Source organism: Acidobacteriota bacterium (assembly GCA_022562055.1).
In the GTDB taxonomy this organism is placed as follows: Bacteria; Actinomycetota; Acidimicrobiia; order Spongiisociales; family UBA5794; genus BMS3BBIN02.
In genome coordinates this window covers 40062-60602 of record JADFQA010000002.1, presented here as the reverse complement: position 1 = coordinate 60602, position 20541 = coordinate 40062, and the positions used below count along the sequence as shown (strand labels likewise).

Below are 20541 nucleotides of genomic sequence, written 5' to 3'. Positions count from 1 at the left end.
AATTCGCACTCACTTGGCACGTCGTGAAGATTTCATGAACGTGGAACCAACTGACAGCGATCTGTGTTGTAATTGTTGGAACACGACACAAGAAGGGTTCTCATGACTGATCACAAGACCGAGTCTGCTGTCATGGATGCCGAGTGGCGCCAGCGTCTCACCCCCGAACAGTTCAACGTAACTCGCAAGGGAGGCACCGAGAGGCCCTTCACCGGCAAGTATTGGGACTCCAAAACGGATGGCACGTACAACTGTGTTTGCTGCGGCACACCGCTGTTTGAGTCCTCGACTAAGTTCGAGTCTGGGAGTGGTTGGCCGAGCTTTTTCCAACCGATCAACGAGGACGCTGTGCGGACTATCGAGGATCGAAAGTTCGGCATGATCCGCACCGAGGTTGTGTGTGCTACGTGCGACGCTCATCTGGGACACATCTTCCCAGACGGACCGCAGCCAACCGGCATGCGGTACTGCATGAATTCGGCATCGCTTGACTTGCAAGAGGCATCGCTTGACGTGGAAGAGAACGGGTAACTACGGGAACACGCACGCGACCTAGAGCGTTGTAACCAATGACGATGACTCACCGAGACAGGAACGGTCTTCCCCCCCACTCCCACCCCTGTCTCGGTGGGTCATCTGATTTTCCGCACGCTTTCTGACGCAAGATGCCGAATGTGTGCGACAATGACACTACGCGGATAGTGTTAAACTGCAAGGGCAGCTATCCAGTTCGGAGAAATACGCGTGACAGTTGTTGATGTTGACCTCGGAAAGTACTCCCTCGGCTGGGCCGACGAGGAGGATTACGTCTTTAAGCCCGAAAAGGGACTGAGCGAAGAACTCATTCGCTCAATATCAAAGATGAAGAAAGAACCTGAGTGGATGCTCGAGTTCCGTCTCAAGTCGTACAAACGCTTTCTTGCCAAACCGATGCCGACATGGGGTGGTGGCGGACTGCTTGACGATCTCGATTTTGACGACATCTACTACTACATCAAGCCGACAGGCGAGCAAGTCAGCGATTGGGACATGGTCCCCGATTCGATCAAAGAGACCTACGAGAAGCTGGGCATTCCGCAGGCTGAACGCAAGTATCTCGCCGGAGTAACGGCACAGTACGAGTCTGAGGTCGTGTACCACCGCAACCGTGAGGATCTTGAGGAGATGGGTGTCATCTTCTGCGACATGGACACGGCGGTTCGTGAATACCCAGATTTAGTGCGTGAATATTTTGGCACGATCATCCCCGCCAATGACAACAAGTTTGCTGCGTTGAACTCGGCCGTCTGGTCGGGCGGCTCGTTCATCTATGTGCCGCCGGGTGTGAACATAGATCAGCCACTACAGGCCTATTTCCGTATCAATGCGGAGAACATGGGGCAGTTCGAGCGCACGATGATCATCATTGACAAAGGTGCGTTCTGTCACTACGTGGAGGGATGTTCGGCGCCTACCTACTCGTCTGATTCCTTGCATTCAGCCGTTGTTGAGATCATCGTAAAGGAGGGTGGGCGCTGTCGTTATACGACGATTCAGAACTGGTCTACCAACGTGTACAACCTGGTGACGAAGCGGGCCGTGGCGTACAAGAACGCGACCATGGAGTGGATCGACGGAAACCTGGGTTCGCGGCTCACGATGAAGTATCCAGCAGTGTGGCTGATGGGGGAAGGTGCCCACGGCGAAGTGCTTTCTATCGCCATGGCAGGCAAGGGCCAGGTGCTCGATGCCGGTGCAAAAATGATACATGTTGCGCCTAACACGACATCGCTCATCGTCTCAAAGTCGATTTCTCACGATGGCGGTCGTGGCGGATACCGCGGTCTCGTACGTGTCGAAAAAGGCGCCGAGAATTCGCGGGCGTTCGTCCGTTGTGATGCCTTGATCCTTGACGACAAGTCGCGCTCCGACACGTATCCGTATCTCGAGATCGAAGAGTCGAACACCAACATCGGCCACGAGGCCACCGTATCGAAGGTCGGTGACGACCAGCTGTTTTACCTGATGGCGCGTGGTCTTACCGAAGAAGAGGCGATGGCAATGATCGTTGCCGGTTTCATAGAACCGATCGTAAGAGAACTTCCCATGGAGTACGCCGTGGAGTTAAATCGCCTCATCGAACTCCAGATGGAAGGCTCCATCGGCTAGACAGCGGGTCTCCCGTCTCTTGGGGGTAGCCTTGGGGGATGCGGATCGTTATTGCTGAATGTACCGTGGATTATGAGGGTCGGTTGCGCGCCCATCTTCCCCTCGCCACGCGTCTCGTGATGGTCAAGGCCGATGGTTGTGTTGCGGTACATGCTGATGGTGGGGCGTACAAGCCTCTCAACTGGATGAACGCCCCGAACCACTTCCTTGATGATGGGGAGCGGTGGATCGTGACGAATCCGAAGGGGGAGACCCTGACGATCACGTTCGGCGAAGTCTTTTTCGAGACCTCTATTGAACTCGGTGATGATCCTGGGTTGCAAAAGGACGGTGTAGAGGCCGATCTTCAGCGTTTGCTGGCAGATCATCCTGGTGAGATCGAGGAAGGACTCGAGCTCATCCGGAGGGAGTATCCAACGCCTATCGGGCCAGTTGACTTGCTGTGCCGCAGCGACCAGGACGGTACGGTCGCGATTGAGATTAAACGCCGCGGTGACATCGATGGTGTCGAACAGCTCACCAGATACCTGGACTTCCTCAATCGTGACGACCGGCTTGCACCAGTTCGAGGGATCTTCATTGCCCAGGTGGTGAAACCTCAAGCCCGCGTGCTAGCAGTAGACCGCGGCATTGGCTGGGTCGAGATTGATTACGACCGCTTACGCGGCATCGACTCGCCGCATTTGCGGTTGTTCTAGCTGTAACCATGGCCGCGCGTCGGCAGAGCTACTTGACGCCTTTGCCCTTGATCAGATTGAGAAGCGCCACGAACAGCGCTGACCCCACGACCGTCGACAACACGGGGATCCTCGCGTCGCTCAGCGTGATCGTCCAGATGTCCCCGAGGTCCAACTTATCTGCCGCCCATCGCCCGAGCATGGCGCCGATGAGTCCCAAGACGATCGATGTGAGACACCCGTTGTTGCTTTGGCCCGCAAGGCGCGCACCGATACCTCCAAGGACGGCGGCCACGATGAGCAGGAAGATCAAATCCATGTCTGAAGATTAGCTTGCCAACTACCCGCCGGGACAAGACCGCGGCTCACAGGAGACTACGGAAATCACTGTTGAAGGAGTCCGTGCGAAGGCGGTCGAGTGCTTGCAACTCAATCTGGCGCACCCGTTCGCGAGTGACGCCCAGTAGTGCACCACACGTCGTGAGCGTTCGCGGTGATACGCCATCGAGTCCGTATCGCAGCGTCAAAACGTCCCGTTGTCTAGGCGTGAGATAGGCCATTGCCTCAGCAACTTGCACGAATCCGACCCGATTGTCGACCTCGTTGAAGTGATCCGCAGCGGAAAGATCGGGGATGAAGTCACTCAAGGTGGCTTCGCCGTTATCGCCAATCGGACGGTCAAGTGAAACTGTGTCCTGCGGCGTCGCCAAGGCTAGTTCGACCTTGGCGGCGGTGTAACCGGAGAACTCCGCGATCTCATCGAATGTCGGGTTGCGACCGAGCTTTTCGGTAAGCACCTGTTTGGCCTCGCGCGTCAGCCGAACAGCATCGGTCATGTGCACGGGAATCCGAATCGTGCGCCCTTGATTGCCAAGTCCCCGAGTGATCGATTGGCGAATCCACCAGGTTGCATATGTAGAGAACTTGTAGCCTCTGCGCCAGTCGAACTTCGTGACGGCATGTATGAGACCTAGGTTTCCGTCCTGAATCAGATCAAGGAGATCAAGGCCTCGCCCGGTGTGCCGCTTGGCGATCGAGACAACAAGTCTCAGGTTCGCCTGAACGAACGCCGTCTGCGCATCATCGCCGGACTTCACCGCTTCGCGGAGGGTCGCTCTGCGCGCGGTGCCAAGCGCTGTGGTGTGTTCCGTGAGGAGTTGGGCCGCGGCCTGGCCGTGTTCGATCTCGCGAGCGAGTGCCACCTCGTCTGTTGCCTCCAGGAGATCGTGTGCTGCGACCTCCTCCAAATATGTTCCCACCGAGCTGTGCGCTGCAAGCCGCTGTGCGGATGTTGCCACTGCAACCCCCTGTCCTCTCTGAACATTGCGCACTCCGTCGAAGCGGCAAATGTTTCACTGTGACGGTATCAGGCGGCGGCATGAGGCGCAACGGGCGGCTAGCCTCCTACGGTACTCAGCAGCACTGAGCGCGTCTTCGCAAGGAGTCCTTCCGGCAATGCGTCCCCGAAATATTGGTGTCTTGTTGGCGTTTGCCGCCATTGGCCTGGGCGCGTGCGCGGGATCCAGCGTTCTGCTTTCCGGCGAAACCTTGCGGTCCCCAGAACCGCCGCCGCCTCTGATAACGATCAACGTTGTGGACCGGGACCACCTCGATCCAATCGCCGCAGAAATCTCCCTCGGCGAGACCCTCGGTGCATCTGACGAAACGGGGAACGCCACACTCATCTGGCCCGAGCGGCCGACTCAGGTGATTATTCGCGCTCCGGGGTTCCACACGCACCAGTCGCTCATAAGCGAACAGCCCGAGGACGGTGTGTACGAGGTACTGCTGAATCCGGTGATTCTCGAAGGTGTGGTGACATCTCACGACGGGCGACCCCTGCCGTTTACCCAAGTGTCTCTCGGGAGCCAGTCTGATCAAACCGACAAGAATGGTCGCTACCGACTCGAACGTGCCGTTGAAGGTCAGTTACGCGTGGCACGCCCTGCGTGGGAAGAGTCCGTTGCCCTCTGGAATGGCGAGGACCCCACACTTGATGTAGTGATGGCTCCGCTGACGATCAAGGCATTGCGTGTCAATGCAGCAGCCGCCGGGTCGCCAAGTGCGTGGCAGAAGATTCTGGACCTTGCGGCAGCTTCTGAGGTCAACGCCCTTGTGCTTGACACCCGCAACGAGGCAGGCGTCATATTGCATCCCACCGACGTTGATGAAGCAAATGAGATTGGCGCGGTACAGGCTTTCTACAACGCCGAAGAACTCATTGCAGATATGGACGCCGCTGGTCTGTACAAGATCACCCGCATTGTCACATTCCAGGACAATCCGTTGGCCCGCGCGCGGCCAGAACTTGCAGTGATTGACACAAGCACCGGCAAGCCGTGGTTGAGCAACAGAGGATTTCGCTGGCTTGACCCGACCAATCGTGACTCGTGGAAACTAGCGCTCGATCTCGCCGACGAGGCGTGCGAGCTCGGGTTTGACGAGATCCAATTCGACTACGTCCGCTTTCCGTCAGATGGCGACATCAGCACTTTGAGCTTCAAAGAGGAATACTCGGAAGAGGTTCGGGTGGCGACGATCACTGCGTTCTTGGAGGAAGCCCACAGCCGGCTAAACCCTCAGGGCTGCGCCGTTGCTGCTGACATATTTGCCATAACTCTCGAATCGAGTTGGGACGAGGGAATTGGCCAGTCACCGGCAGCCTTGTCACAGGTTATCGACGTGCTTTCGCCGATGATCTACACCTACACGTACGGTCCTGGGTGGAAGGGTTACGACAACCCCAACAACTACCCCGTGGAGATCGTCAGCGGTGCACTCGACGCCGGCATTCCCAAGCTTGTCGGGTTCTCGATCTATCGGCCGTGGATCCAAACGTGGCAGTTGAACGCGGCCGAAATTATCGCCGTCCAGAACGTCGCAGAGACGCGCGATCTGGGGTGGATGATTTGGTCGGCGAACTCTCAGTACGACGACAGCTTCTTGCGCCCATAGACATGGGCTCGGACCACCCTAGGTCGGACACGTTGTCGCTGCTGGCGGCCGACATCGCCGACTGTCGCCGCTGTCCTCGCCTGGTTGAGTGGCGCGAAGACGTCGCTCGGACCAAGCGTGCGGCGTTCAGGGATGACGAGTACTGGGGGCGTGGTGTTGCGGGGTTCGGCGATCCGAATGCGCGCGTCATCGTCATCGGACTTGCACCGGCTGCACACGGCGCCAACCGGACGGGTCGGATGTTTACGGGTGATCGATCGGGGGATTGGCTGTACCGGGCATTGCATCGTGCTGGATTTGCAAATCAGGCGAGCAGCGTTGACGCGGGCGATGGCCTTGAGCTAACCGATGCGTGGGTCACTTCACCGGTGCGGTGCGCACCACCGAACAACAAACCAACAATCACTGAACGCGACACATGCGCCCCGTTTCTTGCAAGAGAGTTCTCCTTGCTGAAAAATCGCCAAGTAATCGTCTGCCTTGGACAGTACGGCTTCCTTGCCTTGTGGCGTTTCTTGGCTAACGATGGGCACGCGATGCCGAAACCACGTCCGAAGTTCAGTCACGGTGCGTCCGTTGTGGTGGCCGGTCTGACGGTCATCATGTCCTATCACCCGAGCCAGCAGAACACGTTCACCGGGAGGCTGACGGAGACCATGTTCGACGACGTATTCCGCATCGCGAGGGCGTCGCTATCTGGCCCGGGTCCTCGACTAGTCGGCAGTCGTTCACACCGCTGACCGGCGTCAGCGACCATGGCAGCGACTACAATTTCAGCGTCTGATTGTCCCTGAGGAGACCCGGTGGTATCGCTCAAAGCTCATCCCCCTATTGACCTTCGACTGCCTTCGTGGTTGGCCGATCTGCAGCGGTCCGCGGCACCCTTGTTCGCCGATCTGGATATGCCATCGGAGCGACAGGAGGAATGGCGTTATGTCGATCTAAGCTTCGACCTTGAGGAGTACTCCGTCGCTTCGGGCGGTGTACCGACGGGGGTGGATGTCCCCTACCGGTCGGACGTCGGCGCGCTAGCGATCACTGACGGCGCACTCGGGTCACTAGCGAACGACCTGCCGAACGGCGTCGTGTTCGGATCGGCACTTGATGTTGCAGAAAGTTTGGTCGTGGGGCATTTCGGGCGCGGAATACCGACAGATCGAGACGTTTTCGCCGCTGCCCACCAGGCCTTCGCCGGTGATGGCGCGTTCCTCCACATCGCCTCTGGGACGGCGTTGGCCGAACCTCTCACTGTGGAGGTCAGCTCCACCCAGCAGGGGACCGTGAGTTTTCCTCGCTTCACTGTCGTCGTGGAAGACAACGCCGAGGCTTCTGCGATTCTGTACCTGTCGTCGGCTGACGACGTTGATTGTCTGGTCCTACCGCAGATCGAGGTTTCGGTCGGTGCTAACTCGCACTTCAAACTCACCGTCGTGCAGCGCTTGGGAGCCAACACGAGGTCGATAGCGGACGTGTTCTACTCGTTGGCGAAAGATGCAACCGGCACGTTCACCGAGATCGGTCTCGGGGGCGCATACTCGCGTGTTCGACTCGACGCCGATATTGTGGGCAACGGCTCTCATATGGAGATCGTAGGCGCGTACTTTGGGGACGGCGATCAGGTCCTCGACTACCGGTACTTTTTGGACCACATCGGTGTCGGAACAACCTCAAGCATGTTCCTCAAGGGGGCCGTCGAGGACGATTCGGCGTCAGTGTTTACCGGCATGATCCGGATTGAAAAAGGAGCTCAAAAGACCAACGCCCACCAGACGAACCGGAACCTCATTCTGTCCGCCGGGGCGAGCGCTCAGTCGGTACCGAATCTTGAGATTCTCGCCAATGACGTGAAGTGTGGGCACGCCTCGACCATGGGGCCGCTCGACGAAGAGCAGCGGTACTACCTTATGTCGCGCGGTCTCGACCGGGCCCGAGCCGACCGACTCCAGGTGAAGGGATTCTTTGAAGAGGCCCTGACAAGGGTGTCACACCGCCAGATACGTGACGCGCTGCGAATCTGGATCAACGAAAAATTTGTCGCCGCCCAATCGGAGGGACGTCTATGACGTCGACGGTTCGGCTTGGCGAAGTCGATGCATTTCCACAAGGCCGTGGCGTTAGCGTCGAAGTGGGGGATCTTCGAATCGCGGTATTCCGCATCGACGACGCATTTCATGCAATCGGCGACCTCTGCTCGCACGCCGAAGCATCGCTCGCTGAGGGAGAAGTCTTTGAGGGTGAGGTTGAATGTCCACGCCACGGCGCTGAGTTTTCACTCACCACCGGTGAACCCAGTTCCCTCCCGGCAACAGCCGCGGTGCCGGTTTATGAAATCAATGTTGTCGACGGTGATGTAATGCTTGTCATTCGAGAGGAACAGTTATGAGCATCGCTCTTTCGGTCCGATCCCTGGAGGCCCACATTGGTGAGCTCCACATACTCAAGGGTGTAGATCTCGTCGTTCCGGCGGGCGAAATCCACGTACTTATGGGGCCGAACGGCTCGGGCAAGTCGACTCTTTGCCATGTACTGACCGGCAAGCCTGAATACGCGGCATCCGGAAGCGTCGAGATCGACGGTGTTGAGATTTCTGAGATGGCCGTGGACGAGCGCGCCCGCGCCGGGTTGTTTCAAGCGTTTCAATATCCGATTCAGATTGGCGGGGTTCGCCTCGACGAGCTACTGGACGAGATGGCTGAGGTTGCTGAGGACACCGAAGATTTCAAAAGTCGGACCGCCGCCGCGATCGAGTCCCTCGATATGGATCGGTTTATGGATCGAGCGGTGAACGATGAGTTGTCGGGCGGCGAGAAAAAACGCTCCGAAATGTTGCAGCTTGTTGCTACCCAGCCGAAGATTGCGGTGCTTGACGAAATCGACTCTGGTCTCGATATCGATGCTGTTCGTGAGGTCGCTGAACTCGTCGAAGGGCTCCGTTCGCCAGACCTGGGCGTCTTGATTATCACCCACTACAACCGCATACTGCGCTACATGAAACCGGACCGCGTTCACGTCATGATCGATGGCCGGATCGTAAAGAGCGGGGGGCCAGAGATTGCAGAAGAACTTGAGGCAGGCGGCTACCTAGAGTTCGTGAAAGGGTTCGCTTCCGCGACGGACGACGCGGATGACGGCGGCTTTCTTGACGGACTGTAATTCGGCCTCAAGCAAGCGTTTCCCGCAGCGAGATTTCATTGCGGCGCCAGGCGGCGAGTAGGGTGCAGACACGTGGTGCGGCGCAGGTAGGTGTGTCCACCGGTAGGAGCCCAGCGTGGGTGATGTTGTGGAGGTGCAGGTGAACAACGATACATGGGTGTTCCATAGCCCCGCCGATGCGCGCGAATTTCTCGGGCAGATCCTCAGGGTGTGGGCTGCGTGGCTGGTCATGCTGGCCTTTCTTACTTTCGCGGCGCCGCCCGCCAATTGGGCTGGGTCCCTGGCAATTGCCGTGTTGTTGATAGTCCTTGTGGCCCCTCTCCAGCGGCGTGTGGATACGACCGTTTCTCAGGACGGGTTCGATGACAACCGAGTGTCGCTGCTGGTTGGTCGAGGCACACGGCGAGATCGTGCGCTGCGAGACATGCTTGCCCGACCGCGAGCGTTTGGCGCGGCACTGCGAATTTCGGGTGCTGACTCTCGGTGGGTGGTGTCGTACTATCTGGTGGCACTCGTTACGGTGGCATCCGCGGTGGCGCTGATTGTCACATAGCGCCGATCGAGAGCGTTACCCCGCCGGAGGTGATGACGGTGCAACGACCTCATCAAGCAGGCCGGTGGCCACGTCGTATACATGTCCGGAAACCACGAACGTCGCGGGCACACCAGGAGTGTGGAGGAACTTTTCGACATCGTCTTTTACACTCTCGGCCGGGTCGGCGATCGCCATCGCTGCCACCGCCTCTGACGATATCCCTAGGCGTTCGCCAAGTGCGCGCTGTGCTTCGGGGTCGACGAGCCGCGACATGCCGCAGTCAGTGTGGTGGATGATAACTAACTCGGGACTAACCGGAGGGCCGCCGAGTGGTCCGGATGCAAGGAATCCGAGGACCGCGAGGTCGAGTAATACACCCTGGGTGAGTCGACCACCGGTGTTGCGAAGCACCAATATGTCACCCGGTGCAACGTCGAGAAACCTTGCCGGGTCGAGCCTTGTATCGACGCAAGTGAGAACGATGGTTCCAAGGCGGGGTTTGATAGGAAGCTCGGAATCCGCAAACGTCGACGCGAACCGCTGGTTTCCGTCGAGCAATGTTCGTAACGCGGACATCGGACCCTTTCGAATGGTGGTGAATGCGAGGCGACGAGTTTGCTCTCGTCAGGATCTCCCTAAAGGTTACCCCGGTGTTGGCGCTAATTGGGTTGGCTAATGAACTCTATCGATTCTTCGATTAGCTCGAACCATCGGTCGGCGTCATACTTGGGGATCGCTACCCACTCTCTGAAGACCTTGTCGGCTGGTGTAAAAGTGAGGCCTTCGCCAGACTCAACCAGTCCGGTAACAACGTGTTTTGGCAGCTTTACCACCAGGTTGCCGGAAGACCGTTCGACGGTGGCAACGAACCCGCCGCCGGTTACCGCACGCGGACAGTGGTGGCCCATCATCGAGCCTTCCTCCACTCGTCCGCTGTCGATGAAATCGTCGGCGACATCCCAAAAATTGCTGTGATCGGGGTTTCGTTCCGTGTGTCCTCAAGTTGAATGATCGTCAAGGCAGCGTAGTCGCACGAGTGGAGCGGACGACAGCGCGATCGCTTTCGCACTGATTGCGGTAGCGTGGGGTCATGGCCAGTGACAGAGCCTTCGGCTACCTTCGCAACAACAGATTCAGGCTGCTTACGATCGGTGTGTCCGTCTCGCTGCTGCTCAATGTCGTTCTCCTCACCGCGTGGGTGATGTTTGCGTTTCGCATTGGGGGCGCAGTCGATGCAGTCGACGTTGCGCTAGAGAGGGCCATCGAGGACGTCTCCGAGATGGGGGACGCGTCAATCGAGGTCGTTGTGGACCTCGATCAATCGATCAGTTTTGTCGCGGACGTCCCAATCGATCAGGTGATCACGATCCCCGTTGACACCGAAATCATGATCAGCGAGCAGTTCCGCACGACTATCAGCGTCAGGGGTCCACTTGGTACTGAGATACCCATCACCATTGACGTTCCGCTAGAACTGTCGGTGCCGGTGGTTGCCGATTTCGAGATCCCGATCAGCGAGGTTGTTCAGGTTGACGTCGATGTTCCACTCGTGATGTCGGTCCCTGTCGAGCTGGTCGTTGCCGATTCCCCGATCGCAGAGTTTCTTGACAACCTCGAGCAGTCACTCATTGAGTTGCGATCCGCTTTGGGAGCCCGTTGACGTGGAGGAGCAAGTTGCTGAACTAGCTGACCTGCTGCGGGACGCTTCGAGGATCCTGGTATTTACCGGTGCTGGAGTCTCGACTGGGTCCGGTATACCAGATTTTCGTGGCCCTCAGGGTGTGTGGAAAACAAAGACGCCGGTGTTTTATGAAGAGTTCATGACCGACCACGCTGAGCGGGTGAGGTATTGGGAACAGAAGATATCGGACAGTCAGCAATGGGGTGCTGCGAAGCCGAACGATACGCATCGTTCTATCGCCCGACTCGAAACGGCGGGAAAGCTGGAGATGGTGGTCACCCAGAACGTCGACGGTCTGCACTCGGCAGCGGGGACGAGCGACTCGCGTCTTGTTGAGATTCATGGAACTGTCCGGCTCGTTGCCTGCCAGACATGTGGCGAGACGACCGACCCCGCCCCGCATTACGCCGCTTTCAAAGAGTCAGGAGATCCGCCCGTTTGTCACTGTGGCGGGCTGCTCAAACCTGCAACGATTTCCTTCGGTCAGAATCTCGATATCGTCGAAATCGAACGTGCTCGCTCCGCCGCTCTTTCGTGCGACCTTGTTCTCTCCCTGGGATCGACTCTGTCGGTGTACCCGGCTGCCGCGGTGCCGCTGATGGCGGCGGACCGCGGTGTTCCGTATGTCGTTGTGAACCAGGGACAGACTGATCACGATTTCAAGCCGTCCCTTACCCTCAGAATCGAAGGGGATGTCGGTGAGATCGTTCCCGAAGCGGTGGACAGAGCGTTGGTAACTTGATGCAGAAGTGCTGTACCGGCGTTTGCACCAGCGTGGCATGTAGTACCCGTAGCGAGGATCGCTGCTCGAACTCTGTGCTCTAGCAACACCCTCCCAACGTTGACGCTTCCACCGGGCCGCTGCCTATGGTGAGTCGCTGAGTGGGAACGCCACACACCCCGCTCTCTGGCAGCTCAAGCGACACGTTGTCGGCAGCTTCCATGTCTCCCGCGATAGCCGCGACTACCGAGCGGACCTGTTCGTATCCAGTCACGAGCAGAAACGTTGGCGCCCTCCCGTAGGACTTCATGCCGACGGTGTAGAAGTTTGGCTCGGGGTGCGACACCTCACGATGGCCATGCGGTTTCACCGTCGCACAGGAGTGGATGTTCGGGTCGATCAATGGCCCAAGCTGCCTAGTCGCTTGTGTGACGGGGTCGAAGTCAAGCTGGAGTTCAGATGTGATCGTGTGGTCAGGATGCTGGCCCGTGCAGACGATCACCTCGTCAACGACGATGGTGGCACCGTCAATCGAGTGGATGCGAACGGTGTCTCCGTCAACGGAAAATCTCTCCGTGAGAAAACCGGTGTGCGCTTGAATCGCTCCGCTTTCTACGAGATCGCGCGCCGCTGAGCCGAGTGCGGCTCGATTGGACAGTCCGTCAGCTTCACCGGTGCCGAACAAAGATGCGGCCGACCGGGGCCGGATGAGCCAATGGATCTTGGTTGCTGGATCGATATCCTGCAGCGTCGAAAGTGATCGGAGAGTATTTTGTGCTGTATGCCCGCCACCAATGACGGCAATCCGTTTGCCTGTATATCGCGATCGTTGTTTGCCGGCAACGTCGGGTGCGCCGTAGCTGACCAGCTTTGCGGCCGCACTTTCCGACGGCGCAAGACTTCCTGTGGTTGTCGCCGCGTTCTGCTGAGACCATGTTCCGGTGGCGTCGACAATGGCTGCCGCGTGGAAGTCCACAAGCCCGGTGTCCGTTGCTGCGGTGACGACGAAAGGCGAATCGGCGCGTTCCGGTGTCGTTGAGCGGCCCATGTGCAAACGGTGGATCGAGACGACTTCATGGTTCAGGTGGAGCCAGGGGGCGATCTCGGAAAGTTCAGCGAGCGGCTCGAGGTAAAGATCGACCATGTCGGACCCTGTGGGGAAGTCGTTGAGATCGGGTGACGGCCACGATTCGCCAAGCAGGGCAACGGCTGCAGAGTCGATGGCGTACCGCCACGGTGAGAACATGCGGATCTGGCCCCAGTCGAGCATATTCTCACCGACGGAGTGACCCCGCTCAAGGACAAGGAATGGCAGTCCTCGCCGTGACAGATGGGCGGCAGCAGCCAAACCCACGGGGCCGGCTCCAAGGACGATGGTAGGGAGTCGGTCGATTTCCATAGTTCCTCATATTGATTGACGCCGATATGTATGTACCAGAGTATTGCACATCATATCGATGTGTGTCAATATATATGTATGGGAATCGCCGCGAGTCAAGATTACTGTTCGGACGCGACGGAAGTGTGCTGCGCCGTGGCCTCAGATGTCGCGATGAGTTCGGTGGATGCCGCCCACGCGGCGACATTGTTCAAAACTCTGGGTGACCCCGTGCGGCTTCGCATCCTGTCACTGGTCGCGGCGTCTGATAGCGGGGAACTGTGCGCCTGTGATTTACCCGAGTTGCTCGACCGTAGTCAGGGGACGACATCTCACCACCTTTCACAATTGGTGGCCGCAGGGTTTCTTGAACGAGAACAGCGAGGGAAGTGGGCTTGGTTTCGTGTCAGATCCGAGACCCTTGTCGGTCTTGCCGAGGCCCTTACTCCCGGTGCGCTGTTGTCAGCTGCGGGCAGCGGAGACTCACTAACCTGACCGGCAGGACACCGACCGTCTCAGGAGTGACAATGCGTATTGAACGAGATTCTATGGGAGACGTCGAGGTTCCCTCCGATGCGCTGTACGGAGCGTCCACGCAGCGCGCTGTCGAAAACTTTCCGATTTCAAATCTGCGGTTTGGGCGCCGGTTCATCTGGGCACAAGGACTCCTCAAGGGTTCTGCTGCGGAAATCAACAAACGTTCTGGCGCGGTCGATGCAGATAAAGCCGATGCGATTCGGACCGCTGCCGACGAGATGATGGAAGGTTTGTACGACGATCAATTTGTTGTCGACATATTCCAGACCGGTTCGGGTACGTCGACCAATATGAACGCCAACGAGGTCCTCGCCAACCGAGCTACCCAGATCCTCGGTGGCGAGATCGGGTCGAAGCTCGTCCACCCCAACGATCACGTGAACTCAGGTCAGTCCTCCAACGATACGATCCCCACAGCCATTCACGTTGCCGCGGTAGCGGCGCTCTCTGAGGATTTACTGCCCGCCCTCCGCGCGCTTGAAGAATCTCTCAGCGCCAAGGCTGTCGAGTTTGATGGGATCGTGAAGTCGGGGCGCACTCATCTGATGGACGCGACGCCGGTACGTCTCGGCCAGGAATTCGCGGGTTACGCAGCTCAGATCGCCAAGGGCGTCACACGGGTCGAACACGTCGTTCCCGAACTTGAGGAGCTGGCCCTGGGTGGGACCGCGGTCGGCACCGGGATCAATGCCCCTGCCGGCTTCGCCGCGGACACGATTGCTCTGATGGCGCAACGTTCGGGATTCAACTTCGTCGAAGCCCCAAACCATTTTGAGGCTCAAGCAGCCAAAGATGCGACCGTGAGCGCTTCTGGGGCGCTCAAGACGGTTGCGGTGTCGCTGTTCAAAATCGTCAACGATCTGCGCTGGCTGTCGAGTGGCCCGCGGACAGGTTTCAACGAGATCAACCTGCCATCATTGCAGCCCGGCTCGTCAATCATGCCTGGCAAGGTCAACCCGGTCATGCCGGAGATGATGATGCAAGTCGCGGCGCAGGTAATCGGCAACGACGTAGCAATAACGTGGGGCGGGGCGAACGGGAACTTCGAGCTCAATGTGATGATGCCGCTGATTGCTCACAACCTTCTCGAGTCCATCGACCTCCTCTCCAACGGCTGTACCGCGTTGCGCGAGAAGTGCATTGAGGGCATCGAGGCGAACGCTGAACGGGCTACATGGCTGCTCGAACAGAATGTGATCATCATCACGGCCCTCGTTCCTATCATCGGATACGATCTCTCTGCGAAAGTCGCCAAGAAGGCGTTTGCGGAAGGCACAAGCGTTCGAGACGCCGCGCTTGCTCTCGATGTGTTGCCCGCCGATGAACTCGACTCGGCACTCGACCTCTATCCGATGACCGAGGGTGGCGTTGCCAGATGACCCGGTGCGGCACCGGTGACTGAGGAGCCGCGCCCTTTCGGAAGGGCGCTTGGATTTCTGATTGCTGTTCGGCTGATGCTGAACGTTTCGGTCCGATTTGTGTACCCATTCTTGCCGGTGCTTGCACGCGGTCTCGGCGTGCCGCTGAACGATGTGGCCTGGCTCGTATCGGTACGTTCGCTCGCAGCTCTCGCCACACCGGTCGTGGTTTCGACGGTTGGGCGGGGTGAGCGGCGTCGCCGGCTCATCGGTTTCGGGATTGTTCTCTTCGCGACGGGGTCTTTGGCTGTCGCGGTCACGGGTGTCTGGGTCGGAGCGGTGGTGTCCTTTGTGCTGATCGGACTTGCGAAGCCGGTGTTCGACGTCGCCCAGCAGGCCTACGTCGCTGACCGCGTCCCCTACGAGAAGCGGGCGCGCGTGCTCGGGATGGTCGAGGTGACGTGGGCTGCGGGGTTCTTCGTCGGCGCACCGGTTGCAGGATGGTTGATCTCCCGTTGGGGTTGGCGGGCACCCTTTTGGCTATTCGCCGCCAGCGGAGTCGTCGCACTATTCTTTTTTAGGTCGTTGCTTGAGCCCGAGGCGCCAGGGCATGCCGACCGTGTCGATAAGAAACTCACTCTCGACCGATCGGCCGTGGGGTTTCTCGTCGTCGCGGTCCTCTTTATGACATCGGCTGAGCTGATGTTCATTTCGTTGGGAGCGTGGCTTGAGAACGACTTTGCGATCAAGATTGCCGGTCTTGGCGGCATCGCTGCGGTGATTGGCCTTGCAGAACTTCTCGGTGAAGGTGGCACGATCACCCTCACCGACCGGATGGGAAAACGCAACGCCCTTGCCCTCGGCATGTCGGTCGCGGCGATCGGATTTAGTCTGATCCCGCTGGTCGGCGATTCGCTGGTGCTATCGCTCGTTGGCCTGTTTATCGGAATCGCCGGTTTCGAGTTCACGATCGTGTCGGCGATCCCGTTCGCAACAGAGATCCGTCCGTTGGCGCGTACGAGATTCTTGTCGCTGATGACTCTTTCGGCGGGTCTGGGTCGTGCCGCGGGTGCCTACGTCGGGGTGCGTCTCTTTGCAGAGTTCGGCTACTCGGCGGACGCATGGGCGGCGGCCGCACTCAACGTATTTGGCATCGCAGTGCTATTCGCCCTGGTCCGTCCCGACACCGCAGCCGCACAAAGCGGCAATCTTGCGCGCTGATTTAGCTTGGGGCGCTGATGGTTGCGAGTTCGAGAGCTTCGGCGAGGGTGGTCCACGGGAGGTCGGCGCACTTTATGCGGACCGGGAACTTACGAACACCTTGGAGAGCCTCTAGATCGCCGAGGGCGGCGCCCGGTCGATCGGGGTCGATCAAGCTATCGCCCTCCTCGATGGTCATCATGATCTTGAACTGGTGCGCTAGTTCTTCGACCTCAGCAACGGTCTTTCCAACGATCGTTTCGGCCATCATCGATCCAGATGCCTGCGAGATGGAGCACCCCTGGCCCTGGGTTGCTGAGTCGGTTATGACACCATCTTCGATGATCAGATCAAGAGCAAATTCGTCACCGCACGAGGGGTTCTTTCCCTCGGTATGAATGTGGGGAGCTGACAGTTTCCCGCGGCGACGTGGGTTGCGGTAGTGATCCAGGATCACACCTCTGTAAAGCTCTTGGAGCGGCATCGTTGGTTCCTTGGTCTTAACTGTCATAAGCGTACTGGTTTCTTGAAAGCTCGCTGCCCGCCGTGCGGTGTGGTCGGTTCGATAGGGACCGGCCAAGCGATGTCACAACTCGAATATCGCGCGAGCCTTGTGCAAACCGTCGACCAGCGCGTCGACTTCTTCATTGGTGTTGTAGAGGTAGAAGGATGCGCGGGCGGTCGATATCACGTTGAACTCACGCATAAGCGGTTTTGCGCAGTGGTGGCCGGCACGGACCGCAACTCCCTCTTGATCGAGGATGGTGGCGAGGTCGTGTGCGTGGATGTCACCCAAAGAAAAGGAGACAGCGCCGCCGCGGGTCTCGACGTCGGTCGGGCCGAAAACGGTGAGATCGGGTACCTCTGCCAATCGTTCAAGGGCATAGGCCGTGATCTCCTTCTCGTGCAAGCGGACGTTGTCCATACCGATATCGGTCAGATAGTCGACCGCGGCGCCAAGGCCGACTGCCTGAGCAATTGGGGGTGTGCCCGCCTCGAACTTATGCGGAACAGGTGCCCACGTTGACTCATGGAGTTGCACGTCGAGGATCATCTCACCGCCACCCTCTGTAGGTTCCATGGCTTCGAGGCGATCGAGCCGTCCCCACAGCACACCAATGCCCGTAGGGCCGAGCATCTTGTGCGAGGAGAACGCTAGGAAATCGACCCCGAGTGTTTGCACATCGGTCGGCATGTGAGGGACAGACTGAGCCCCGTCTATCACGACGATCGCCCCGACCCGGTGCGCTGCTTCGGCGATTTCCGAGATCGGCCCGATTGCCCCCGTGACATTTGACATGCCGCTGATGGCGACGATCTTTACCTTCTCGTCGAAGACCCGGTCGATGGTCGACGTGTCGATGTGGTAGTTCTCGGTGATGCCGAGATGAACGAGTTCTGCTCCGGTGTGGCGGGCAATGATCTGCCACGGCACAAGGTTGGAATGGTGTTCCGCGACGGTGAGGACGATCTTGTCACCCTCGGTCAACCGATTGAGTCCCCAACCGTACGCAATCATATTGATTGCCTGGGTGGTGCCCCGCGTGAACACGATCTCGGCAGGCGACGAGGCGTTGAGAAATGACGCTACGCGGCTGCGCGCGCTCTCGTAAGCTGTCGTCGCCTCGTCGGCGAGTGTGTACGCACCGCGGTGAACGTTTGCATTTATCCGCTCGTAGTAGTCCGAAACGGCATCGATCACCTGCTGTGGCTTCTGCGATGTCGATGCCGAGTCGAGATAGATCAGAGGATGTCCGTTGACCTGGCGGAAAAGGATGGGGAAGTCCTTGCGGATGCGGGCAACGTCCAAGGTCATGACGATGCGACGCGATACTCGTCATAGCCTGATGTCTCGATCCTCTCGGCGAGTTCGGCTCCGCCCGTCTCGACGATGTGGCCGTCGACGAACACATGCACAACGTCTGGTGAGATGTAGTCGAGCATCCGTTGATAGTGCGTGATGATCAAGAACCCCCGATCGGGACTTGCCAGGCGTTTTATACCGTCGGCAACGATTTTCAAGGCGTCGATGTCTAGGCCCGAGTCCGTCTCGTCGAGCACAGCCAGGTCGGGTTCGAGGATCGTCATCTGTAACACTTCGTTGCGTTTTCTCTCTCCGCCGGAAAAGCCCTCGTTGAGATGCCGGTCAGCAAACGATGGGTCCATCCCGAGTTCCTTCAACGCGTCCATGATCTTAAGACGGAGTTCAAGCACGGTGTAGTCGGTGCCGGTGCGGTTTGACAGCGCCGTGCGGAGGAAGTTGACCAGGTTCACGCCGGAGATCTCTTCGGGGTACTGAAACCCGAGGAACATCCCAGCGGCACCTCGCTTGTAAGGTTTCCACTCGGCTATGTCGTCGCCCTTGTAGCGGATTACTCCGGCTGTCACCGTGTACGCGGGGTGGCCGAGAAGGATGTTGGCCAGGGTTGATTTGCCCGATCCATTCGGACCCATGAGGGCATGGATTTCGCCGGCGTTGATGGTGAGATCCAAACCTTTGATGATCTCGATGTCGCCAACGGATGCATGGAGACCGTCGATTTCGAGGAGTGGAGGCGTGTTCATAGGCTCATTCTAGGGTTCGGCGCTCCCCGCATTGCCGGTTTTCTCCTATCCGCGTAGTGCATAAAACACGACACCCAAATACCCGGTGTCGATGTCAGCAAGCGGCTTGAACACCTGGTAGTAGTAGCGGCCGATTCCCATTTCCTCAAGTTTCTGCATGGTCTCGTTGGCCTGGGCGTAGGAGCCGATCGGGACGTTTCGCAAACGCATCTTCTTCTCAAGTTCTTCAGGTTCCTGGTCGTATGCTGCGGCGTGTTCGGCGAGCCGATCTAGCCCCTCCTTCTCGGTGTCGCCCACGAAGGCCGGTCCGATAAACGATATCTTGACACTGTCGGGGTTGCGCCCGGCATCGGTCGCTGCGCCCCGCATGACATTACGACGCTTCAGCAGAGTTTCAGGGTCAGTCACGAACATGTTGTATTCGTCAGCGAACTTGCCCGCGAGGGTTGGCGTTCTCTTCATGCCAGCCCCACCAACGATGATCGATAGCGATCCAACAGGGCGAGGGAGGACATCGATGTCTGCTAGATGGTAATGGCGTCCGCTGAAACCGCCATTTGTGCGGCCAAACGCGGCGTGCAGGTATGCAAGCGTTTCGTACAGTCGGCTGAAGCGTTCAGACATGCTGGGCAACTCAATACCGAAGTCATCGTGTTCAGCGGCCATCCATCCTGTGCCAACGCCGAGTTCCATACGACCGCCCGACATTTCATCGATGGTCGCCGCGCTTTTGGCCACAACCGCGGGGTGGCGGAACGTTAGGGGAGAGACCAGCGTTGTCAGCTTGATGCGCTCGGTGTCCCTAGCGAGACCCGCAAGCGAAATCATTGCATCTGTTGTGTGTGCGTTGATCTTCGTGTGGAGATAGTGGTCGGACCGTGCAAAGCTGTCGAGGCCGGCGCGTTCAGCCCACCGAGCTAGCTTGAGTAGATCGTCGTACGTGCCGCCGAGTTGCGGCTCCACCATCAGTCCAAGTTCCATTGCGGATTCCTCCTGCTTACCAGCCGCGTGCCCGCCATGCTGCAAGGTTCGGTCGTTCTGCGCCAATTGTTGTGTCGAGACCGTGCCCGGGAAACACGAGCGTCTCGTCAGGCTTTGAGAAAATCGTTGTTTCTAGTGACTCGATGATCTGCCCGAAAGATTGGTCGGATGCGGTTCCGCCGGGTCCCCCGGGGAACAGCGTGTCCCCGGTCAGCAACACGCCGTCCACAGAGAACGTCATCGAACCCGGGGTGTGTCCAGGAGTATGGATCGCTTCGATTGTGAGGTCTCCAACAGTGATGCGACCGCTTGCGATGGGGTTGTCAACGGGTATCGTGACCATGTTGGCGTCGGCAGCGTGCATGCGGAATGGGATTCCAAGGCTTTGAGACACGTCCGCTGCTGCCCCGACATGATCCCAGTGGCCGTGCGTAGTCAGAATTGCCAGCGGCTCAACGTCAGCAAGCTCCTCCAGAAGCCGCTCAGCCTCGTCGGCGGCATCGACGAGGACAGCCTTGCGGGTCACCGCACATGCGACAACGTACGCGTTGTTCTCAAGCCTCCCCACGCAAACCTTGCGGATCAGCACGGTCGCAGTTTCGAGATGCCACGGTATTGGCACAGCACTCCTCAGCAGGTTCTTGCGAGAGTA

The 20541-nt window shown here is 58.5% G+C and carries 24 protein-coding genes; 14 read left to right on the top strand and 10 right to left on the bottom strand.

Annotation, left to right across the window (positions count from 1 at the left end):
- The first annotated feature begins 102 nt into the window (after positions 1-102).
- The 3 genes from msrB to nucS all read left to right on the top strand — a co-directional run bounded on the left by msrB (position 103) and on the right by nucS (position 2846).
- The gene (msrB, locus tag IIC71_00960; protein MCH7667762.1) at positions 103-531 is read left to right on the top strand and encodes a peptide-methionine (R)-S-oxide reductase MsrB; all 429 of its coding nucleotides are present in this window, start codon (positions 103-105) and stop codon (positions 529-531) included.
- Between the two features lie 213 nt (positions 532-744).
- Positions 745-2148 (top strand): Fe-S cluster assembly protein SufB, encoded by a 1404-nt coding sequence (sufB, locus tag IIC71_00955; GenBank protein ID MCH7667761.1) that lies wholly within the window; start codon positions 745-747, stop codon positions 2146-2148.
- Between the two features lie 38 nt (positions 2149-2186).
- Entirely contained in the window at positions 2187-2846 is a 660-nt protein-coding gene (gene nucS / locus IIC71_00950; protein MCH7667760.1) for an endonuclease NucS, read from the top strand.
- A gap of 28 nt (positions 2847-2874) precedes the next feature.
- On the opposite strand, the gene IIC71_00945 is transcribed toward nucS, so the two are convergent.
- Positions 2875-3144, bottom strand: coding sequence for a hypothetical protein (locus IIC71_00945; GenBank protein MCH7667759.1), 270 nt, complete (start codon positions 3142-3144; stop codon positions 2875-2877).
- A gap of 46 nt (positions 3145-3190) precedes the next feature.
- Complete coding sequence (locus tag IIC71_00940) at positions 3191-4123, bottom strand: sigma-70 family RNA polymerase sigma factor (GenBank protein ID MCH7667758.1); 933 nt, start codon at positions 4121-4123, stop codon at positions 3191-3193.
- Between the two features lie 157 nt (positions 4124-4280).
- Between IIC71_00940 and IIC71_00935 the strand changes: the two genes are divergently transcribed.
- The 6 genes from IIC71_00935 (at position 4281) to IIC71_00910 (ending at position 9486) form a co-directional block, all read left to right on the top strand.
- A complete protein-coding gene (locus IIC71_00935; protein ID MCH7667757.1) occupies positions 4281-5780 on the top strand; it encodes a hypothetical protein in 1500 nt (499 codons plus the stop codon).
- A 2-nt stretch (positions 5781-5782) separates the two neighbouring features.
- Complete coding sequence (locus IIC71_00930) at positions 5783-6520, top strand: uracil-DNA glycosylase (GenBank protein ID MCH7667756.1); 738 nt, start codon at positions 5783-5785, stop codon at positions 6518-6520.
- Between the two features lie 63 nt (positions 6521-6583).
- Positions 6584-7843, top strand: coding sequence for a Fe-S cluster assembly protein SufD (sufD, locus tag IIC71_00925; GenBank protein MCH7667755.1), 1260 nt, complete (start codon positions 6584-6586; stop codon positions 7841-7843).
- Complete coding sequence (locus tag IIC71_00920) at positions 7840-8163, top strand: Rieske 2Fe-2S domain-containing protein (GenBank protein MCH7667754.1); 324 nt, start codon at positions 7840-7842, stop codon at positions 8161-8163. The genes sufD and IIC71_00920 overlap by 4 nt, the downstream gene beginning before the upstream one ends.
- Positions 8160-8933 (top strand): Fe-S cluster assembly ATPase SufC, encoded by a 774-nt coding sequence (sufC, locus tag IIC71_00915; GenBank protein MCH7667753.1) that lies wholly within the window; start codon positions 8160-8162, stop codon positions 8931-8933. The genes IIC71_00920 and sufC (IIC71_00915) overlap by 4 nt, the downstream gene beginning before the upstream one ends.
- A gap of 115 nt (positions 8934-9048) precedes the next feature.
- Positions 9049-9486, top strand: coding sequence for a hypothetical protein (locus IIC71_00910; protein ID MCH7667752.1), 438 nt, complete (start codon positions 9049-9051; stop codon positions 9484-9486).
- Positions 9487-9501: 15 nt separating this feature from the next.
- Here the strand turns inward: IIC71_00910 and IIC71_00905 are convergent, their stop codons facing one another.
- Complete coding sequence (locus IIC71_00905) at positions 9502-10044, bottom strand: carbonic anhydrase (protein ID MCH7667751.1); 543 nt, start codon at positions 10042-10044, stop codon at positions 9502-9504.
- Positions 10045-10127: 83 nt separating this feature from the next.
- The gene (locus IIC71_00900) at positions 10128-10379 is read right to left on the bottom strand and encodes a hypothetical protein (protein MCH7667750.1); all 252 of its coding nucleotides are present in this window, start codon (positions 10377-10379) and stop codon (positions 10128-10130) included.
- Between the two features lie 179 nt (positions 10380-10558).
- Between IIC71_00900 and IIC71_00895 the strand changes: the two genes are divergently transcribed.
- Together IIC71_00895 and IIC71_00890 are read left to right on the top strand one after the other, a co-directional pair.
- Positions 10559-11128 (top strand): hypothetical protein, encoded by a 570-nt coding sequence (locus IIC71_00895; GenBank protein MCH7667749.1) that lies wholly within the window; start codon positions 10559-10561, stop codon positions 11126-11128.
- Between the two features lies 1 nt (position 11129).
- Positions 11130-11891: a Sir2 family NAD-dependent protein deacetylase gene (locus IIC71_00890; protein MCH7667748.1), complete on the top strand. Its 762-nt coding sequence runs from the start codon at positions 11130-11132 to the stop codon at positions 11889-11891.
- Positions 11892-11970: 79 nt separating this feature from the next.
- Here IIC71_00890 and IIC71_00885 read toward each other — a convergent pair whose 3' ends face one another.
- A complete protein-coding gene (locus IIC71_00885; protein MCH7667747.1) occupies positions 11971-13269 on the bottom strand; it encodes an NAD(P)-binding domain-containing protein in 1299 nt (432 codons plus the stop codon).
- Between the two features lie 153 nt (positions 13270-13422).
- On the opposite strand from IIC71_00885, the gene IIC71_00880 reads away from it, so the two are divergent.
- The 3 genes from IIC71_00880 to IIC71_00870 are packed head-to-tail and all read left to right on the top strand — an operon-like array spanning position 13423 to position 16364.
- Positions 13423-13743: a helix-turn-helix transcriptional regulator gene (locus IIC71_00880; GenBank protein MCH7667746.1), complete on the top strand. Its 321-nt coding sequence runs from the start codon at positions 13423-13425 to the stop codon at positions 13741-13743.
- 32 nt (positions 13744-13775) lie between these two features.
- Complete coding sequence (locus IIC71_00875; GenBank protein ID MCH7667745.1) at positions 13776-15164, top strand: class II fumarate hydratase; 1389 nt, start codon at positions 13776-13778, stop codon at positions 15162-15164.
- Between the two features lie 15 nt (positions 15165-15179).
- Positions 15180-16364, top strand: a complete 1185-nt coding sequence (locus tag IIC71_00870; GenBank protein MCH7667744.1) for an MFS transporter — start codon at positions 15180-15182, stop codon at positions 16362-16364.
- A 1-nt stretch (position 16365) separates the two neighbouring features.
- Here IIC71_00870 and IIC71_00865 read toward each other — a convergent pair whose 3' ends face one another.
- From IIC71_00865 to IIC71_00845, 5 genes are all read right to left on the bottom strand, one after another.
- On the bottom strand, positions 16366-16827 hold the full coding sequence (locus tag IIC71_00865; GenBank protein MCH7667743.1) for an SUF system NifU family Fe-S cluster assembly protein: 462 nt from the start codon (positions 16825-16827) through the stop codon (positions 16366-16368).
- Positions 16828-16929: 102 nt separating this feature from the next.
- The gene (locus IIC71_00860) at positions 16930-18153 is read right to left on the bottom strand and encodes a cysteine desulfurase (protein ID MCH7667742.1); all 1224 of its coding nucleotides are present in this window, start codon (positions 18151-18153) and stop codon (positions 16930-16932) included.
- Positions 18154-18155: 2 nt separating this feature from the next.
- Entirely contained in the window at positions 18156-18908 is a 753-nt protein-coding gene (gene sufC / locus IIC71_00855; GenBank protein MCH7667741.1) for a Fe-S cluster assembly ATPase SufC, read from the bottom strand.
- Between the two features lie 45 nt (positions 18909-18953).
- A complete protein-coding gene (locus IIC71_00850) occupies positions 18954-19889 on the bottom strand; it encodes an LLM class flavin-dependent oxidoreductase (GenBank protein MCH7667740.1) in 936 nt (311 codons plus the stop codon).
- 16 nt (positions 19890-19905) lie between these two features.
- On the bottom strand, positions 19906-20526 hold the full coding sequence (locus tag IIC71_00845; GenBank protein ID MCH7667739.1) for an MBL fold metallo-hydrolase: 621 nt from the start codon (positions 20524-20526) through the stop codon (positions 19906-19908).
- Positions 20527-20541 lie beyond the last annotated feature (15 nt).

Bases quoted from the DNA above. Each gene is read 5' to 3' on its own strand.
- msrB (MCH7667762.1), top strand. From the start codon at position 103: ATGACTGATCACAAGACCGAGTCTGCTGTCATGGATGCCGAGTGGCGC.
- nucS (MCH7667760.1), top strand. From the start codon at position 2,187: ATGCGGATCGTTATTGCTGAATGTACCGTGGATTATGAGGGTCGGTTG.
- IIC71_00945 (MCH7667759.1), bottom strand. From the start codon at position 3,144: ATGGATTTGATCTTCCTGCTCATCGTGGCCGCCGTCCTTGGAGGTATC.
- IIC71_00935 (MCH7667757.1), top strand. From the start codon at position 4,281: ATGCGTCCCCGAAATATTGGTGTCTTGTTGGCGTTTGCCGCCATTGGC.
- IIC71_00930 (MCH7667756.1), top strand. From the start codon at position 5,783: ATGGGCTCGGACCACCCTAGGTCGGACACGTTGTCGCTGCTGGCGGCC.
- IIC71_00920 (MCH7667754.1), top strand. From the start codon at position 7,840: ATGACGTCGACGGTTCGGCTTGGCGAAGTCGATGCATTTCCACAAGGC.
- sufC (MCH7667753.1), top strand. From the start codon at position 8,160: ATGAGCATCGCTCTTTCGGTCCGATCCCTGGAGGCCCACATTGGTGAG.
- IIC71_00905 (MCH7667751.1), bottom strand. From the start codon at position 10,044: ATGTCCGCGTTACGAACATTGCTCGACGGAAACCAGCGGTTCGCGTCG.
- IIC71_00900 (MCH7667750.1), bottom strand. From the start codon at position 10,379: ATGATGGGCCACCACTGTCCGCGTGCGGTAACCGGCGGCGGGTTCGTT.
- IIC71_00895 (MCH7667749.1), top strand. From the start codon at position 10,559: ATGGCCAGTGACAGAGCCTTCGGCTACCTTCGCAACAACAGATTCAGG.
- IIC71_00885 (MCH7667747.1), bottom strand. From the start codon at position 13,269: ATGGAAATCGACCGACTCCCTACCATCGTCCTTGGAGCCGGCCCCGTG.
- IIC71_00880 (MCH7667746.1), top strand. From the start codon at position 13,423: ATGAGTTCGGTGGATGCCGCCCACGCGGCGACATTGTTCAAAACTCTG.
- IIC71_00875 (MCH7667745.1), top strand. From the start codon at position 13,776: ATGCGTATTGAACGAGATTCTATGGGAGACGTCGAGGTTCCCTCCGAT.
- IIC71_00865 (MCH7667743.1), bottom strand. From the start codon at position 16,827: ATGCCGCTCCAAGAGCTTTACAGAGGTGTGATCCTGGATCACTACCGC.
- sufC (MCH7667741.1), bottom strand. From the start codon at position 18,908: ATGAACACGCCTCCACTCCTCGAAATCGACGGTCTCCATGCATCCGTT.
- IIC71_00850 (MCH7667740.1), bottom strand. From the start codon at position 19,889: ATGGAACTTGGACTGATGGTGGAGCCGCAACTCGGCGGCACGTACGAC.